We start from the raw sequence: 16,263 nt of genomic DNA, 5'->3' as shown, positions 1-16,263 counted from the left end.
TCCTGATTCTAATACCCCCTCAAGACACAAGCCGGCTTGCCGGCGATGGGCTGCACAGCAGCCCCAATGACCAACGGGCACAGGTGGCTATTTCTTGTCCTTGGCAAACGCTGCTTCCAGCGCCTCGTTGATGGTGCGCAATACCTTCACCCGGGCCCAGCGCTTGTCATTGGCCTCGACCAGTGTCCATGGCGCGATCTCGCTGCTGGTGCGGTCGACCATGTCGCCCACGGCCTCGGTATACAGGTCCCACTTTTCGCGGTTGCGCCAGTCGTCCTCGGTGATTTTGTAGCGTTTGAAGGGGATCTGCTCACGCTCTTCGAAACGTTCCAGCTGGGTCTGCTGGTCGATCGCCAGCCAGAACTTGACCACCACCACACCGGCATTCACCAACTGCTCTTCAAAATCGTTGATCTCGCTGTAGGCACGCATCCAGTCGGCCGGGCTGCAGAACCCCTCGACCCGCTCCACCAGCACCCGCCCATACCAGGAGCGGTCGAAGATAGTGAACTTGCCCCGCGCCGGGATGTGCCGCCAGAAACGCCACAGGTACGGTTGCGCGCGTTCGTCTTCGCTGGGCGCGGCAATCGGCACGATGCGGTATTGGCGTGGGTCCAGTGCCGCCGCCACGCGGCGGATCGCGCCGCCCTTGCCTGCCGCGTCGTTGCCTTCGAACACCGCCACCAGGGCATGCCGGCGCATGTGCTTGTGGCGCAGCAGGCCGGCCAGGCGCGCCTGCTCGGTGACCAGTTGTTCCTGGTAATCCTGCTTGTCCAGGCGCAGGGTCATGTCCAGGGCACCGATCAAGCTGCGCTGGTCAATGCTGCGACCCAACGGCGCGACGTTGCCCTGGTGCTTGCCCTTGGGGTTGTTGGCGAGGGCGGCTTGCAGGCCGTCCAGCAGAATGCGCCCCACCGCCAGGCTGCGGTAGTAAGGGTCGACCCCCTCGACCACATGCCAGGGCGCGTAGTCACGGCTGGTGCGGCGCAGCACCCGCTCGCCAAAGCGCACGAAACGGTCGTAGGTCTCGGACTGCTGCCAGTCCAGCGGGCTGATGCGCCAACTGTGCAGCGGGTCGTCCTTGAGCGCCTTGAGGCGGGCTTTCATCTGTTTCTTGGACAGGTGGAACCAGAACTTGATGATCAGCGCGCCTTCGTCGCACAGCATCTGCTCCAGGCGTTCGGCACCGGTGATGGCTTGGTCGAGCACGGCGTCCTTGAACACCCCGTGCACACGCCCCTGCAGCATCTGGCTGTACCAGTTGCCAAAAAACACGCCCATCCGCCCTTTCGGCGGCAAGGCCCGCCAATAGCGCCAGGCCGGTGGCCGGGCGAGTTCTTCGTCGGTCTGCTGGTCGAAGGTGAGCACATCGATCATGCGCGGGTCCATCCACTCATTGAGCAGCTTGACCGTCTCGCCCTTGCCGGCGCCTTCGATGCCATTGATCAGCACGATCACCGGGAAGCGCGCCTGCTGCTTGAGCTCGTACTGGGCTTCAAGCAGCGCCTCGCGCAGGGCGGGCACTTCGGCGTCGTAGGTCTCCTTGTCGATGCTGTGACCGATTTCAGCGGATTCGAACATGCAGTGGCTCCTTCATTGGATAACCAAGACTAGCGGATTTGTGCTGGGGCTGTGTTCATGCAACCAGCGTAAAAACCGCAGATGGCATAAAATCCCGCCATCCGCTGCAACCGAGCCCACCATGTCCACCCTCCTCCAACATGCCCAGATCGACTGGGACGACCAGGGCCGCCCCCATTCGCGGCAGTACGACGACGTGTACTTCGCCGTCAACGAAGGCATCGAAGAAACCAAACACGTCTTCCTCGGCCAGACGCGCCTGGCCGAGCGTTTCGCCGACCTAACGCCGCACACCTGCCTGGTGATCGGCGAAACCGGTTTCGGCACCGGCATGAATTTTTTCTGCGCCTGGCAGTTATTCGACCAGCACGCCCACGCCGACGCCCGCCTGCACTTCGTCAGTGTCGAAAAATACCCGCTCGGCCACGACGACATGGCCCGGGCGGTGCGCCTGTGGCCAGAGCTGGCGGCCTATACCGAGCCACTGCTTGAGCAGTACGTGGCTGTGCACCCAGGGTTTCAGCAGTTCACCTTCGCCAACGGCCGGGTGACCCTGACCCTGCTGATTGGCGATGTGCTCGAGCAGTTGCCGCAGCTTGATGCACGCATCGACGTGTGGTTCCTCGACGGCTTCGCCCCGGCCAAGAACCCCGACATGTGGACCCCAGAGCTGTTCGCGCAACTGGCGCAGCTGTCACACCCAGGCACCGTGCTGGGCACGTTCACCACCACCGGCTGGGTGCGGCGTAGCCTGGTCGAGGCCGGCTTCGCCATGAAGAAGGTGCCGGGCATTGGCAAAAAGTGGGAGGTGATGAGCGGTGCCTACACCGGGCCGACCGCCCTGCGTAAACAGCTGCCCTGGTATGGCCGCCCGCGCAGTGCTGCGGGGCCACGCGAGGCGCTGGTGATCGGTGCCGGGCTAGCGGGCAGTGCCAGTGCCGCGAGCCTGGCCAGGCGTGGCTGGCAGGTCACGGTACTGGAGCGCCATGCGGCGCCTGCACAGGAAGCCTCCGGTAACCCACAAGGGGTGCTGTACCTCAAGCTGTCTGCCCATGGTACGGCCCTTTCACAGATGATCCTGGCCGGCTTCGGCTACACCCGGCGCCAGCTAGCGCACTTGCAGCGCGGCCGCGACTGGGATGCTTGCGGGGTGCTGCAGCTGGCGTTCGACAGCAAGGAGGCCGAACGCCAGGGCAAACTGGCCGAGGCGTTCGACCACGACCTGCTGCACGCACTTGACCGTGACCAGGCCGAAGCCATTGCCGGGGTGGCATTGCCCGCAGGTGGCCTGTTCTATCCGGAAGGCGGCTGGGTACACCCGCCGGCCTTGTGCCAGGCGCAGTTGCAACACCCCAGGATCCAGCTACGGGTGCACCATGAGGTGATCGAACTGCGCAAGGTCGATCACCTGTGGCAGGCCTGGGACGGCGAACGCTTGCTGGCCAGCGCGCCGCTGGTGGTGTTGGCCGGTGCTGCCGACGTGCGACATTTCGCGCCCTGCGCACAACTGCCGCTCAAGCGTATCCGCGGGCAGATCACCCGCCTGCCGGCCACCGACAGCAGCCGCGCCCTGCGCACGGTGGTGTGTGCGGACGGCTATGTGGCGCCGCCGCGCGAGGGCGAACACACCCTGGGCGCCAGCTTCGACTTCCACAGTGACGACCTGGCGCCGACCGTTGCCGAGCACAAGGGCAACCTGGCGCTGCTGGACGATATTTCCGTGGACCTGGCCCAGCGCCTGGACACCGCTGCGCTCGACCCTGAGCAGTTGCAGGGCCGGGCGGCGTTTCGCTGCACCAGCCCGGATTACCTGCCAATCGTCGGGCCCATGGCCGACCCGCAGGCGTTTGCCGAAGCCTTCGCCGTGCTGGGCAAGGACGCGCGGCAGGTGCCGGAGGTGGAGTGCCCTTGGCTCGATGGGCTGTATGTGAACAGCGGGCATGGGTCGCGGGGGTTGATCACGGCCCCGCTGTCGGGCGAATTGATTGCGGCCTGGGTGTGCGGGGAGCCGCTGCCGGTACCACGGGCGGTGGCTGAGGCGTGCCATCCGAACCGGTTTGCCTTGCGCAGGTTGGTTCGGGGTAAGTGATAGGGCTGGGGTGCATGGCTGGGGATAGGTTGCGCCTTTGAGATCGAGCGCCGCCCGCGCGGCGCATCGCGAGCAACGCTCGCTCCTACGTTTGTTTTTGGCCAATAACGCCTGTGACAGGCGCGCGCGACCGCCTTGTTTGTTCGACGCGATATCGAGTCATGCGTCAAGGCGGTCGCGCGCGTTTGCCCCAGGAATAATTGGCCCGAAACAAACGTAGGAGCGAGCGTTGCTCGCGATGCGCCGCGCGGGCGGCGCTCGATCTCACCGGCGCAACAAATGCCAAACCAAACACCCAGCACCCTCCCCCATATAACAGATCGTTCTAAAACTCCTGCAAACCTCACCGGTCAGTTCCTTACGGCGCCCTGATTCTGGGCACCGCCTCCCCAACGGAAAAACCGGTAAGGACTTATGTGCGGATTAGCAGGAGAGTTACGTTTCACCCCCCTCGACCAAGCCCCTCGCCCGGCCGACCTGGCCGCGGTGGAGCGCATCACCCACCATCTGGCGCCTCGTGGCCCGGACGCCTGGGGCTTCCATAGCCAGGGCCCGATCGCCCTCGGCCACCGCCGGCTGAAAATCATGGACTTGTCCGACGGTTCGGCTCAGCCGATGGTCGACAACACCCTCGGCCTGTCGCTGGCCTTCAACGGCGCCATCTACAACTTCCCCGAACTGCGCCAGGAGCTGCAAGACCTGGGCTACACGTTCTGGTCGGATGGCGACACCGAAGTGCTGCTCAAGGGCTACCACGCCTGGGGCGCGGCCTTGCTGCCCAAGCTCAATGGCATGTTCGCCCTGGCCATCTGGGAGCGCGACAACCAGCGCCTGTTCCTGGCCCGCGACCGCCTTGGCGTCAAACCGCTGTACCTGTCGCGCAACGGCGAGCGCCTGCGCTTTGCCTCGACCCTGCCTGCCCTGCTCAAGGGCGGCGACATCGACCCGATGATCGACCCGGTAGCGCTCAACCACTACCTGAACTTCCACGCCGTGGTACCCGCGCCGCGCACGCTGCTGGCCAATGTGCAAAAGCTTGAGCCGGGCACCTGGATGCGCGTCGACCGCCACGGCGAAATCGAACGCCAGACGTGGTGGCAGTTGCAGTACGGCGCCCACCCCGACGAGCGTGAACTGGACCTCGAAGGCTGGACCACCCGCGTGCTCGACGCCACCCGTGATGCCGTGGCGATCCGCCAGCGTGCTGCGGTGGACGTTGGCGTGCTGTTGTCTGGCGGGGTCGATTCCAGCTTGCTGGTCGGCCTGCTGCGTGAAGCCGGTGTGGACGACCTGTCGACCTTCTCCATCGGCTTCGAAGATGCCGGCGGCGAACGCGGCAACGAGTTCGAGTACTCCGACCTGATCGCCCGCCACTACGGCACCCGCCACCACCAGTTGCGCATCGCCGAACATGAAATCATCGACCAGCTGCCGGCCGCCTTCCGCGCCATGAGCGAACCGATGGTCAGCCATGACTGCATTGCCTTCTACCTGCTGTCGCGGGAAGTGGCCAAGCACTGCAAAGGCGTGCAAAGCGGCCAAGGTGCCGACGAACTGTTCGCTGGCTACCACTGGTACCCACAGGTGGATGGCGCCGAGGATGCCTTTGGCGCCTACCGCGACGCGTTCTTCGACCGCACCCACGCCGAGTACCGTGACACCGTGCAAGCCCCTTGGCTGCTGGAAAGCGATGCCGCCGGCGACTTTGTCCGCGAACACTTCGCCCGCCCTGGCGCCAGCGACCCGGTCGACAAGGCCCTGCGCCTGGACAGCACAGTGATGCTGGTCGACGACCCGGTCAAGCGGGTCGACAACATGACCATGGCCTGGGGCCTGGAAGCGCGTACGCCGTTCCTCGATTACCGCCTGGTGGAACTGTCGGCACGCATCCCAGCACGCTTCAAGCTGCCCGATGGCGGCAAACAGGTGCTCAAGCAGGCCGCCCGACGGGTCATCCCGCATGAGGTGATCGACCGCAAGAAGGGCTACTTCCCGGTCCCAGGCCTGAAGCACCTGGAAGGCGCGACGCTGGGTTGGGTGCGCGAACTGCTGACCGACCCCAGCCAAGACCGAGGGCTGTTCAACCCGGCCATGCTCGACCGCTTGCTGAGCAACCCGCATGGCCAGTTGACGCCGCTGCGAGGCTCCAAGCTGTGGCAGCTGGCGGCGCTCAACCTGTGGCTGAGCGAACAAGGAATCTGACCGATGAAAGCCCACGAAATCGCCTACGGCCAGCGCCTGCTGCGCGGCCAGGCACCGTCCTACGAGCGTTTGCAGGCGCGCCTGGCCGGCGATGGCAGCGAGCCCCACGACCAGCCACGTGCCGTGCACTGTGGTTGGGGCCGGCTGCTGATCGGCCATACCTACCCAGACCCCGTTTCACTCGCAGAGCAATTGCTGGACGAGCGCCACGGCGAGCGCGACATTGCCCTGTACGTGGCCGCGCCGCAGCAGGTACTGGCGCAGGCGCCGCAGCAGTTGTTTCTCGACCCCTCCGACACCCTGCGCCTGTGGTTTACCGACTACCGCCCGGCGCAGCGGGTGTTTCGCGGTTTTCGCGTGCGGCGGGCGCAAAACCTGGGGGACTGGCAGGCGATCAATACCCTTTACCAAGCGCGCGGCATGTTGCCGGTCGACCCTGACCGGCTCACGCCACGTCACCTCGGCGGCCCGGTTTACTGGCTGGCCGAGGATGAAGACAGCGGCGCGGTGATCGGTAGCGTCATGGGCCTTAACCATGCCAAGGCGTTTGATGACCCCGAGCACGGCAGCAGCCTGTGGTGCCTGGCCGTGGACCCGCACTGCACCCGCCCAGGTGTGGGTGAAGTGCTGGTGCGCCACCTGATCGAGCACTTCATGAGCCGCGGCCTGGCCTACCTGGACCTGTCGGTGCTGCATGACAACCGCCAGGCCAAGCGCCTGTACGAGAAACTCGGGTTTCGCAACCTGCCGACCTTCGCCGTCAAGCGCAAGAACGGCATCAACGAACGCCTGTTCCTCGGCCCTGGCCCTGAAGCAGGGCTTAACCCTTATGCACGGATCATCGTCGACGAGGCACTGCGCCGTGGTATCGAAGTGCAGGTGGAAGATGCCGCAGGCGGGCTGTTCACCTTGAGCCTGGGCGGGCGTCGCATTCGCTGCCGTGAGTCGCTAAGCGACCTGACCAGCGCCGTGACCATGACCCTGTGCCAAGACAAGTGCCTGACCCAGCGAGCACTCAGCAACGCCGGCCTGCGTGTACCGGCGCAGCAATTGGCGGGCAACGCCGACGACAACCTGGCGTTTCTCGACGAGCATGGCGCAGTGGTGGTCAAGCCGGTGGATGGCGAACAAGGCCAAGGGGTGGCGGTGAACCTCACCACCCTCGAAGAGCTCACCCACGCAGTGGCCCACGCCAAGCAGTTCGACAGCCGTGTGCTGCTGGAGAGCTTCCATGCCGGCCTTGACCTGCGCATCGTGGTGATCGGCTTTGAAGTGGTGGCAGCTGCCATACGCCACCCGGCCCAGGTGGTGGGTGATGGCAAGCACGACATCCGCGCGCTGATCGAAGCCCAGAGCCGCAGGCGCCAGGCCGCGACCGGCGGTGAAAGCCGCATCCCGCTTGACGATGAAACCGAGCGCACCCTGCGTGCGGCGGGGCTGGGCTATGACGACGTGCTACCTGCCGGCCAACGCCTGGCGGTGCGGCGTACTGCCAACCTGCACACCGGCGGCACCCTTGAGGACGTGACCGAGCGCCTGCACCCCGTGCTGGCCGATGCGGCGGTGCGCGCGGCACGGGCGCTGGAAATTCCGGTGGTGGGGTTGGACTTCATGGTGCGTGATGCCGAACAGGCGGAGTACGTGATCATCGAGGCCAACGAACGCGCCGGCCTGGCCAATCATGAACCGCAGCCGACGGCTGAGCGGTTCATCGACTTGTTGTTCCCGCATAGCCGGGGATTAGCGTGAAACCATGACGGCCTCTTCGCGGGCAAGCCCGCTCCCACAGGTTGGCCGCTTAACCTGAAAGCGGCGGTAAACCTGTAGGAGCGGGCTTGCCCGCGAAGAGGCCAGTGAGGAGTACCTATGTCCGAAAAATACCCCGAACCCGATCTCGACTACCTCAAACGCGTCCTGCTGGAGATGCTCGCCATCCCAAGCCCCACCGGCTTCACCGACACCATCGTGCGCTACGTGGCCGAACGCCTGGATGAGTTGGGCATCCCCTTCGAGCTGACCCGCCGTGGCACCATCCGCGCCACCCTCAAAGGCCGGCAAAGCTCACCCGACCGCGCCGTTTCGGCGCACCTGGACACCATCGGCGCCAGCGTGCGTCAGTTGCAGGACAACGGCCGCCTGGCGCTTGCGCCGGTGGGCTGCTGGTCGAGCCGCTTTGCCGAGGGCAGCCGGGTCAGTGTGTTCACCGACACCGGCGTGTTCCGCGGCAGCGTGTTGCCGCTGATGGCCAGCGGGCATGCGTTCAACACCGCCATCGACCAGATGCCTATCAGTTGGGACCACGTCGAAGTGCGCCTGGATGCCTACTGCGCGACCCGCGCCGATTGCGAAGCCCTGGGGGTCTCGATCGGCGATTTCGTCGCCTTCGACCCGTTGCCAGAGTTCACTGAAAGCGGCCACATCAGCGGCCGCCACCTGGACGACAAAGCGGGTGTAGCCGCATTGCTGGCAGCGCTCAAGGCGGTGGTGGAAAGTGGCCGACAGCCGCTGATCGACTGCCACCCGCTGTTCACCATCACCGAAGAAACCGGCTCCGGCGCGGCAGGTGCCCTGCCCTGGGACGTCAGCGAATTCGTTGGCATCGACATTGCCCCGGTGGCACCAGGCCAGGCCTCCAGCGAGCATGCGGTGAGCGTGGCCATGCAGGACTCTTCGGGGCCTTACGATTACCACCTGTCGCGTCACCTGCTGAAGCTGGCCGGCGACCACGATTTGCCGGTCAGGCGCGACCTGTTCCGTTACTACTTCAGCGATGCCCACTCGGCGGTGACGGCGGGGCATGACATCCGGACCGCGCTGGTGGCGTTTGGCTGCGATGCCACGCACGGTTACGAACGCACGCATATCGACAGCCTGGCGGCGCTGAGCCGGTTGCTGTCAGCGTACTTGTTGAGCCCGCCGGTGTTTGCCAGTGATTCGCAGCCGGCCAATGCCTCGCTCGAGCGCTTCAGCCATCAGCTGGAGCACGATGCGCAGATGGAGAGCGATACGCGGGTGCCGGCGGTGGATAGCCTGGTTGGGAATAAAGGCTGATAGTTGGGGGCTGCTGCGCAGCCCATCGCGACGCAAGGCCGCTCCTACACGGTCCTTGTGGGAGCGGCCTTGCGTCGCGATGGGCCGCACAGCGGCCCCAAATGCGCGAACGTTTCGCGTAGCATGCCCACTCTCAACCCCCAGAATCGCCCGCCATGCTAATCCCCTACGACCAACTGCAAGCTGACACCCTGACCCTGCTGATCGAGGACTTCGTCACCCGCGACGGCACCGACAACGGCGACGACACCCCCCTCGAAACCCGCGTATTGCGGGTGCGCCAGGCGTTGGCCAAGGGCCAGGCGTTCATCCTGTTCGACCCGGAAAGCCAGCAATGCCAGCTCCTGGCCAAACATGATGTGCCACGCGAGCTGCTCGACTGACGCCCTCACGCGCCACGCCCCTTGCGCACCTCCCCCTCCTTGATGCGCCTGTACACCTCGGCGCGGTGCACCGGCACCTCGCGGGGGGCACTTACCCCAAAACGCACCATCCCGTCCCGCGTCTCGACCACCATGATGCGGATGTCATCGCCAATGGTGATGACTTCGCCTACTTCGCGCCCTATTACCAGCATGATCCGATCCTCCAGCGTAAGGGAAAACCGGAGACTGCCTCGGGTACTTAAGGCTACTCAATAGTTCCAGGGCAATTCAGAAGCAACCTACATCCATGGGTAATTTCCCCTACAGACAGATCATCGCGCAGGCGCCTTGGCACGCATTTTCACCGCCATGTCCGCCATCTCGGCATACAGCCGCTCAGGTGCCTCGCGCTTGAGCTGCCACGCCTGGCGCCCGGCCTCGTGGGGCAAGATCAGGAACTCGCCGGCAGCCACTTGCCGGTGGATGTACTCGGCGATATCGACCGCGCTGATCGGCGAGCCCTCCAGCAGCTTGCCCACCTGGGCCTTCATGGCCGGGTTGGGGCCACGGAACGAATCCAGCAGGTTGGTCTGAAAGAACGACGGGCACACCACATGCACCGCCACCTGCACTTGGCGCAATTCCACCAGCAGGCTTTCCGACAGGGCCAGCACACCGGCCTTGGCGACGTTGTAGTTGCTCATGCCCGGGCCCTGCATCAGCGCGGCCATCGAGGCGATGTTGATGATCCGCCCTTGGCTGCGCTCCAGCAGCGGGAGGAAGGCCTTGCAGCCCTTGACCACGCCCATGAGGTTGACCGCGATTTGCCAGTCCCAGTCCTCAAGCGACAACTCGGCGAAGAAGCCGCCCGAGGCGACGCCGGCGTTGTTGACGATCACATCGATGCCGCCAAAGCGCTCTTCGCAGGCCTGGGCCAACGCCGTGAGCTGGCTGTAGTCGCGCACATCACAGCGCTGGATAAACCCGTCGCCACCGGCTTGCCGGGCCAGTTCCAGCGTTTCGCGCAGGCCGGCCTCGTTGACATCGGCCAACGCCAGGCGCCAGCCCTCGCGTGCCCAGCGCAGGGCGATCTCGCGGCCGAGGCCGGACCCGGCGCCGGTGATCATGATGCGGTTTTGCATGGTGGCAGGCCTTGTGCTGATGGGTTGTCAGGCGAGTCTAATCAAGGCATTGCCGTGAGGGAGGGTTCATCAGGGTAGTGAATGAAAGGGCATGACCAAGCGGTCAGTACCAAACAAATGGAATCTTTAGCCAAGCGCACCGGTCCGATTTAACAAGAGGCCAGCAGTCCGAGGCCCTTGACCCCTAACCACGCAAGGACTCCGCCATGACCACGATCCTCATCATCATCCTGATCCTGCTGCTGATTGGTGGCTTACCCGTCTTCCCACACTCGCGCAGCTGGGGCTATGGCCCTTCCGGCATTATCGGCGTGGTGTTGGTGATTCTGCTGGTGCTGTTGCTGCTAGGCATGATCTAGCCGGCCAAGCATGAAAAAACCGCGATACGGGCATCACCCGTATCGCGGTTTTTTTTAGGCCTCAGCGGTCAGTGCGAAACCGCACCGGAAGCGCCCAGGCCGGTTTGCGAACGTACAAACTGCGGGAAGAACAGTGCACGTTCGTTCTCAGCCGCCTTGGACTTGTCGGTGACCGAGAAGAACCAGATACCGACGAAGGCAATCAGCATCGAGAACAGCGCCGGGTACTCGTACGGGTAGATCGCCTTCTCGTGGCCGAGGATCTGTACCCAGATGGTTGGGCCAAGGATCATCAGGCCCACTGCACTCACCAGGCCCAGCCAGCCGCCGATCATGGCGCCGCGGGTGGTCAGTTTCTTCCAGTACATCGAAAGCAGCAGTACCGGGAAGTTGCAGCTGGCAGCAATCGAGAACGCCAGGCCCACCATGAAGGCGATGTTCTGCTTCTCGAACAGGATGCCCAGGCCGATCGCCAGCACGCCCAGGGCGATGGTGGTGATCTTCGACACGCGGATCTCGTCCTTGTCGTTGGCCTTGCCCTTGCGCCATACGCTGGCGTACAGGTCGTGGGACACCGCCGAGGCACCGGCCAGGGTCAGGCCAGCAACCACCGCCAGGATGGTGGCGAAGGCCACCGCCGAGATAAAGCCCAGGAACACGCTGCCACCCACGGCATTGGCCAGATGCACCGCAGCCATGTTGTTACCGCCCAGCAAGGCGCCTGCGGCGTCCTTGAAGTCCGGGTTGGTGCTGACCAGCAGGATCGCGCCAAAGCCGATGATGAAGGTGAGGATGTAGAAGTAACCGATGAAGCCGGTGGCGTAGAGCACGCTCTTGCGCGCTTCCTTGGCGTCACTGACGGTGAAGAAGCGCATCAGGATGTGCGGCAGGCCAGCGGTACCGAACATCAGCGCCAGGCCCAGGGAGAACGCCGAGATCGGGTCCTTGACCAGGCCGCCAGGGCTCATGATCGCCTCGCCTTTGGCGTGCACCTTGATGGCTTCGGAGAACAGGGTGTTGAAGTCGAAGTTGACGTGTTTCATCACCATCAGTGCCATGAAGCTGGCACCGGACAGCAGCAGCACGGCCTTGATGATCTGTACCCAGGTGGTGGCCAACATGCCGCCGAACAGCACGTACAGGCACATCAGGATACCGACCAGGATCACCGCCACGTGGTAGTCGAGGCCAAACAGCAGCTCGATCAACTTACCGGCGCCGACCATCTGCGCGATCAGGTAGAACGCCACCACCACCAGCGAACCGGAGGCCGACAGCGTACGGATTTCTTTCTGCCCAAGGCGGTACGAGGCCACGTCGGCGAAGGTGTACTTGCCCAAGTTGCGCAGGCGTTCGGCGATCAGGAAGAGGATGATCGGCCAGCCGACCAAAAAGCCGATGGAGTAGATCAGGCCGTCGTAACCCGAGGTGAACACCAGGGCGGAAATCCCCAGGAACGAGGCCGCCGACATGTAGTCACCGGCAATTGCCAAGCCGTTCTGGAAGCCCGTGATCTTGCCGCCGGCTGCGTAGTAGTCCGCCGCCGATTTGTTGCGTTTGGAGGCCCAGTAGGTGATCCCGAGGGTGAAAGCGACGAAGGCCACGAACATGGCGATCGCCGACACGTTCAGCGGCTGTTTCTGCACCTCGCCGGTCAGGGCATCGGCGGCCCACACGGCGGGTGCGAAAACGCCGCAGGCCAGAACGGCCAGGGCTTTGGCGTGGCGAATCATTGTTGCGCCTCCTTCAGGATGGCCTTGTTCAGCTCATCGAACTCACCGTTGGCACGGCGCACGTAGATGGCGGTCAGGACAAATGCCGAAACGATCAGGCCGACGCCCAGGGGGATGCCCCAGGTAATCGACGACTCTGGGCTGAGCTTGGCGCCCAGTACATGAGGACCGTAGGCGATCAGGAGGATGAAGGCGCAGTAGAGACCGAGCATGATCGCCGAGAGAATCCAGGCGAACCGTTCGCGTTTTGTAACCAGCTCCTTGAAGCGCGGGCTGTTTTGTATCGAGAGGTAAATGCTGTCGTTCATTGTTTTTGTCCTAGCAGCACAGATAGGGGATGAAACCCACACCCTCACTTTATGCTGCCGTTGGACGCCAACCAGACGACCTTAGTCTTAGATGCAACAGTGTTTTACCGATCAAGTAACAAAGCGGGGCCGCTTTGCGGCCCTTTCGCGACACAAGGCCGCTCCTACAGGGAATCGCGTAATACCTGTAGGAGCGACCTTGTGTCGCGAAAGGGCTGCGCAGCAGCCCCGCTTTAGAACGAATAAATCAGTTACTTACCGGTCCACTCTTTGACCCGGTCCGGGTGTTTGGCCACCCAGTCCTTGGCCGCCGCTTCAGGCTTGGCGCCTTCCTGGATCGCCAGCATCACTTCGCCGATCTCGTCCTTGGACTGCCAGCTGAACTTCTTGAGGAACTCCGCCACTTCCGGCGCCTTGGTCGCCAGTTCCTTGCTGCCGATGCTGTTGACGGTTTCGGCAGCGCCATACACGCCTTTCGGGTCCTCGAGGAACTTGAGCTTCCACTTGGCGAACATCCAGTGCGGCACCCAACCGGTCACGGCAATCGACTGCTGCTTGGCATAGGCACGGCCCAGTTCGGCGGTCATCGCAGCGCCGGAACTGGCCTGCAGTTTGTAACCTGTCAGGTCGTAGTCTTTGATGGCCTGGTCGGTCTTGAGCATGACCCCGGAGCCGGCGTCGATGCCGACGATCTTCTGCTTGAAGCTGCTGTCGGTCTTGAGGTCGGCGATGCTTACCGCCTTCACGTATTCAGGGACGATCAGGCCGATTTTCGCATCCTTGAAGTTGGCACCGTAGTCGACCACGTTGTCTTTGTTCTTGGTCCAGTACTCGCCGTGGGTCACGGGTAACCAGGCCGACAACATCGCATCGAGCTTGCCGGTCGCCACGCCCTGCCACATGATGCCCGTGGCCACGGCCTGCAACTTCACGTCGTAGCCGAGCTTCTGCTTGATCACTTCGGCGGCCACGTTGGTGGTCGCCACGCTGTCGGCCCAACCATCCACGTAACCAATGCTTACTTCTTTGGCCATTGCCTGTGCAGCGCTCATGGCCATTACCAGGGCGGTGCCCACACCCAGGAAACGTCGCATCTTGTTCAAAGTTGCCATCAAAGCATCCCCTCGTCAGGTCTCGGAGATTGCATCATCTTCCTGCAACAACTTGTGACCTGCTCCCTGTACGACATGTAACCACTCATATACGACAGCACTGTGCCATTAGCGCCATGGGCTCACGCCAGTCTGCGCGATCCTTGCATGCCAAAGGTTTGGCGCCGGGCTACTATCTACCCTTTTGCGCCTGACGATGGACCGCCCGATGCCCAGCCCCACCCGCCTGCACCTGCCGTTGTACCTGCTAGCCTGCCTGCTTGCCCTGATCGGGCTGGCAACGCTCTGGTACGGGCTCGGCAAGCCAGTGCACCTGCCCGATGCGGCCAGCCCCACGCACAAACTGCAGTGCGCTTCTTACACCCCCTTCGACAAGGACCAGTCGCCGTTCGACCAGCCGTTTCGCCTGCGCCCGGCGCGCATGGATGCCGACCTGGCCTTGCTGGCGGAGCGTTTTCAGTGCATCCGCACCTATTCGATGACCGGCCTTGAGGCGATTCCGCAGCTGGCACGCAAACATGGCCTGAAGGTGATGCTCGGTGCCTGGGTCAACGCCAACCCGGTGGACACCGAAAAGGAAGTGGACCTGCTGATCGCCGCCGCCAACGCCAACCCCGATGTCGTCAGCGCGGTGATCGTCGGCAACGAGGCGCTGCTGCGCAAGGAAGTCACCGGCACACGCCTTGCCGAGCTGATCGCCAAGGTCAAGCGCCAGGTCAAGGTGCCGGTCACCTATGCCGACGTCTGGGAATTCTGGCTACAGCACCCTCAGGTGGCCCCGGAGGTGGACTTTTTGACCATCCACCTGCTGCCTTACTGGGAGGATGACCCGCGCGGCATTGACGATGCCTTGGCCCATGTCGCCGATGTGCGCCGTGAGTTCGGTACGCGCTTTGCGCCCAAGGACATCCTGATCGGCGAGACCGGCTGGCCCAGCGAAGGCCGCCAACGGGAAACCGCCGTGCCCAGCAGGGCCAACGAGGCGCGGTTTATCCGTGGCTTTGTGGCGATGGCCGAAAGCAATGGCTGGCGGTACAACCTGATCGAGGCCTTCGACCAGCCGTGGAAGCGCGCCAGCGAAGGCGCCGTGGGCGGTTACTGGGGGCTTTACGACGCCGACCGGCAGGACAAAGGCGTGCTCGAAGGGCCCGTCAGCAACCTGCACTACTGGTCGCAGTGGCTGCTGGCCAGCGCGGTGTTGATGCTGGTCATGATGTTGGTGGCCGGGCAGCCCGCTACCCCCATGGCGGCCCTGCTGTTGCCGTTGCTGGCCGCGTTTGGCGCGGGTTGCCTGGGGCTGTGGGGCGAGCTGATGCGCAGCCACGCACGCTTTGCTGGGGAGTGGCTGTGGGCCGGGCTGCTGGCGGCGCTCAACCTGCTGGTACTGGCCCACGCCGCCCTGGCCTTGGCCCGCCGCGAGGGCTGGCGTGAGCGTGTTTATGCCTGGCTTGAGGCCCGTGCTGGCTGGCTGTTGCTTGCAGCGGGCTTTGCGGCGGCAGTGAGCATGCTGGCGCTGGTGTTCGACCCGCGTTATCGCAGTTTCCCCACGGCTGCACTAGCGTTGCCGGCAGTGGTTTACCTGGTGCGGCCGGTGCTGGCGCGGCGGGCCGAGGTGGCATTGCTGGCGTTTATCGTGGGAGCGGGGGTGGCGCCGCAGTTGTTTCTGGAAGGGCTGGAGAATCAGCAGGCCTGGGGGTGGGCGGTGGTGAGCGTGTTGATGACCGCGGCGTTGTGGCGGAGCTTGAGGCTGCGTGCGGGTTGATATTGCCGGGTCCGCTGCGCGGCCCATCGCCGGCAAGCCAGCTCCCACAGGTACCGCGCTGGTGTCAGGGTCTGCGCTATACCTGTAGGAGCTGGCTTGCCGGCGATGGGCTGCAAAGCAGCCCCTATCAGCCGCGACGCGTTTGCCGCACCAGCCGCAACCCGGCCAGCACCACGGCAAACACCGCAATACTGGCGGTATACAGCACCAGCGCCGGTATCGCGAACACCAACGCCAGACCTGCCAGCCACCACCCAACCCGACCCGCAACCACCTGCGCCACCAGCGCCAGGCCAAGCCCACTCCAGGCGATGACCTGAAAATGAATACCCAGCCCCAGCAGCGAGCGCACCTGGCACTGCCAGAACGCCTCGGGCGCCGCACACAGCCCCACCCACTGCGCGTCTTCCATCAACCCATAACGCACGCCATAGCTGGCGGCCAGCCACGCAGGCAGAAATAACAGCAAGGCAATGACCGGCAGCGAACGAGACATCCAGTTCTCCAATAGCGGAAATCGAAATCGTGCATGATCGCCCAAGGCCGGTTGTAAGGCAAA

14 protein-coding genes are annotated in these 16,263 nt (G+C 64.0%); 7 read left to right on the top strand and 7 right to left on the bottom strand.

All coding sequences use genetic code 11. The features are described 5' to 3' along the window. Positions 1 to 87 precede the first annotated feature (87 nt). A complete protein-coding gene (pap, locus tag ACMCNM_RS08825; protein WP_027595934.1) occupies positions 88 to 1,581 on the bottom strand; it encodes a polyphosphate:AMP phosphotransferase in 1,494 nt (497 codons plus the stop codon). Between the two features lie 121 nt (positions 1,582 to 1,702). Here pap and mnmC point away from each other — a divergent pair, with 121 nt between their 5' ends. The 5 genes from mnmC (at position 1,703) to ACMCNM_RS08800 (ending at position 9,306) form a co-directional block, all read left to right on the top strand. Continuing rightward, the gene (gene mnmC, locus ACMCNM_RS08820) at positions 1,703 to 3,670 is read left to right on the top strand and encodes a bifunctional tRNA (5-methylaminomethyl-2-thiouridine)(34)-methyltransferase MnmD/FAD-dependent 5-carboxymethylaminomethyl-2-thiouridine(34) oxidoreductase MnmC (protein WP_412764223.1); all 1,968 of its coding nucleotides are present in this window, start codon (positions 1,703 to 1,705) and stop codon (positions 3,668 to 3,670) included. Positions 3,671 to 4,084: 414 nt separating this feature from the next. Then, positions 4,085 to 5,872: an N-acetylglutaminylglutamine amidotransferase gene (locus tag ACMCNM_RS08815; RefSeq protein ID WP_186682276.1), complete on the top strand. Its 1,788-nt coding sequence runs from the start codon at positions 4,085 to 4,087 to the stop codon at positions 5,870 to 5,872. Between the two features lie 3 nt (positions 5,873 to 5,875). Further along, complete coding sequence (ngg, locus tag ACMCNM_RS08810; RefSeq protein WP_027595931.1) at positions 5,876 to 7,621, top strand: N-acetylglutaminylglutamine synthetase; 1,746 nt, start codon at positions 5,876 to 5,878, stop codon at positions 7,619 to 7,621. 117 nt (positions 7,622 to 7,738) lie between these two features. After that, positions 7,739 to 8,923, top strand: a complete 1,185-nt coding sequence (locus ACMCNM_RS08805; RefSeq protein WP_085272792.1) for an osmoprotectant NAGGN system M42 family peptidase — start codon at positions 7,739 to 7,741, stop codon at positions 8,921 to 8,923. 155 nt (positions 8,924 to 9,078) lie between these two features. Beyond that, a complete protein-coding gene (locus ACMCNM_RS08800) occupies positions 9,079 to 9,306 on the top strand; it encodes a YheU family protein (protein WP_027595929.1) in 228 nt (75 codons plus the stop codon). A 5-nt stretch (positions 9,307 to 9,311) separates the two neighbouring features. Here ACMCNM_RS08800 and csrA read toward each other — a convergent pair whose 3' ends face one another. Continuing rightward, the gene (gene csrA / locus ACMCNM_RS08795) at positions 9,312 to 9,500 is read right to left on the bottom strand and encodes a carbon storage regulator CsrA (protein ID WP_186682270.1); all 189 of its coding nucleotides are present in this window, start codon (positions 9,498 to 9,500) and stop codon (positions 9,312 to 9,314) included. Between the two features lie 120 nt (positions 9,501 to 9,620). Then, positions 9,621 to 10,430, bottom strand: coding sequence for an SDR family oxidoreductase (locus ACMCNM_RS08790; RefSeq protein WP_412764222.1), 810 nt, complete (start codon positions 10,428 to 10,430; stop codon positions 9,621 to 9,623). Positions 10,431 to 10,636: 206 nt separating this feature from the next. On the opposite strand from ACMCNM_RS08790, the gene ACMCNM_RS08785 reads away from it, so the two are divergent. Continuing rightward, a complete protein-coding gene (locus ACMCNM_RS08785) occupies positions 10,637 to 10,789 on the top strand; it encodes a DUF3309 family protein (RefSeq protein ID WP_003252624.1) in 153 nt (50 codons plus the stop codon). 68 nt (positions 10,790 to 10,857) lie between these two features. On the opposite strand, the gene ACMCNM_RS08780 is transcribed toward ACMCNM_RS08785, so the two are convergent. The 3 genes from ACMCNM_RS08780 to ACMCNM_RS08770 form a co-directional block, all read right to left on the bottom strand. Further along, the gene (locus ACMCNM_RS08780) at positions 10,858 to 12,522 is read right to left on the bottom strand and encodes a cation acetate symporter (RefSeq protein ID WP_027595926.1); all 1,665 of its coding nucleotides are present in this window, start codon (positions 12,520 to 12,522) and stop codon (positions 10,858 to 10,860) included. Then, a complete protein-coding gene (locus tag ACMCNM_RS08775; protein ID WP_027595925.1) occupies positions 12,519 to 12,830 on the bottom strand; it encodes a DUF485 domain-containing protein in 312 nt (103 codons plus the stop codon). The genes ACMCNM_RS08780 and ACMCNM_RS08775 overlap by 4 nt, the downstream gene beginning before the upstream one ends. 251 nt (positions 12,831 to 13,081) lie before the next feature. Further along, positions 13,082 to 13,942 (bottom strand): glycine betaine ABC transporter substrate-binding protein, encoded by an 861-nt coding sequence (locus ACMCNM_RS08770; RefSeq protein ID WP_099428543.1) that lies wholly within the window; start codon positions 13,940 to 13,942, stop codon positions 13,082 to 13,084. A gap of 196 nt (positions 13,943 to 14,138) precedes the next feature. Here ACMCNM_RS08770 and ACMCNM_RS08765 point away from each other — a divergent pair, with 196 nt between their 5' ends. Then, positions 14,139 to 15,704: a beta (1-6) glucans synthase gene (locus ACMCNM_RS08765; RefSeq protein WP_412764221.1), complete on the top strand. Its 1,566-nt coding sequence runs from the start codon at positions 14,139 to 14,141 to the stop codon at positions 15,702 to 15,704. Between the two features lie 127 nt (positions 15,705 to 15,831). On the opposite strand, the gene ACMCNM_RS08760 is transcribed toward ACMCNM_RS08765, so the two are convergent. Then, positions 15,832 to 16,200, bottom strand: coding sequence for a hypothetical protein (locus ACMCNM_RS08760; protein WP_412764220.1), 369 nt, complete (start codon positions 16,198 to 16,200; stop codon positions 15,832 to 15,834). Positions 16,201 to 16,263 lie beyond the last annotated feature (63 nt).

This window comes from Pseudomonas sp. NGC7 (assembly GCF_047159675.1).
Taxonomy (GTDB): domain Bacteria; phylum Pseudomonadota; class Gammaproteobacteria; order Pseudomonadales; family Pseudomonadaceae; genus Aquipseudomonas; species Aquipseudomonas kermanshahensis.
The sequence above is the reverse complement of the archived record's forward strand: the minus strand, read 5'-3'. Positions and strand labels throughout refer to the sequence as shown.

Excerpts from the sequence above, each read along its gene's own strand:
- pap (WP_027595934.1), bottom strand. The coding sequence starts at position 1,581 with ATGTTCGAATCCGCTGAAATCGGTCACAGCATCGACAAGGAGACCTAC.
- mnmC (WP_412764223.1), top strand. The coding sequence starts at position 1,703 with ATGTCCACCCTCCTCCAACATGCCCAGATCGACTGGGACGACCAGGGC.
- ACMCNM_RS08815 (WP_186682276.1), top strand. The coding sequence starts at position 4,085 with ATGTGCGGATTAGCAGGAGAGTTACGTTTCACCCCCCTCGACCAAGCC.
- ngg (WP_027595931.1), top strand. The coding sequence starts at position 5,876 with ATGAAAGCCCACGAAATCGCCTACGGCCAGCGCCTGCTGCGCGGCCAG.
- ACMCNM_RS08805 (WP_085272792.1), top strand. The coding sequence starts at position 7,739 with ATGTCCGAAAAATACCCCGAACCCGATCTCGACTACCTCAAACGCGTC.
- ACMCNM_RS08800 (WP_027595929.1), top strand. The coding sequence starts at position 9,079 with ATGCTAATCCCCTACGACCAACTGCAAGCTGACACCCTGACCCTGCTG.
- csrA (WP_186682270.1), bottom strand. The coding sequence starts at position 9,500 with ATGCTGGTAATAGGGCGCGAAGTAGGCGAAGTCATCACCATTGGCGAT.
- ACMCNM_RS08790 (WP_412764222.1), bottom strand. The coding sequence starts at position 10,430 with ATGCAAAACCGCATCATGATCACCGGCGCCGGGTCCGGCCTCGGCCGC.
- ACMCNM_RS08785 (WP_003252624.1), top strand. The coding sequence starts at position 10,637 with ATGACCACGATCCTCATCATCATCCTGATCCTGCTGCTGATTGGTGGC.
- ACMCNM_RS08780 (WP_027595926.1), bottom strand. The coding sequence starts at position 12,522 with ATGATTCGCCACGCCAAAGCCCTGGCCGTTCTGGCCTGCGGCGTTTTC.
- ACMCNM_RS08775 (WP_027595925.1), bottom strand. The coding sequence starts at position 12,830 with ATGAACGACAGCATTTACCTCTCGATACAAAACAGCCCGCGCTTCAAG.
- ACMCNM_RS08770 (WP_099428543.1), bottom strand. The coding sequence starts at position 13,942 with ATGGCAACTTTGAACAAGATGCGACGTTTCCTGGGTGTGGGCACCGCC.
- ACMCNM_RS08765 (WP_412764221.1), top strand. The coding sequence starts at position 14,139 with ATGGACCGCCCGATGCCCAGCCCCACCCGCCTGCACCTGCCGTTGTAC.
- ACMCNM_RS08760 (WP_412764220.1), bottom strand. The coding sequence starts at position 16,200 with ATGTCTCGTTCGCTGCCGGTCATTGCCTTGCTGTTATTTCTGCCTGCG.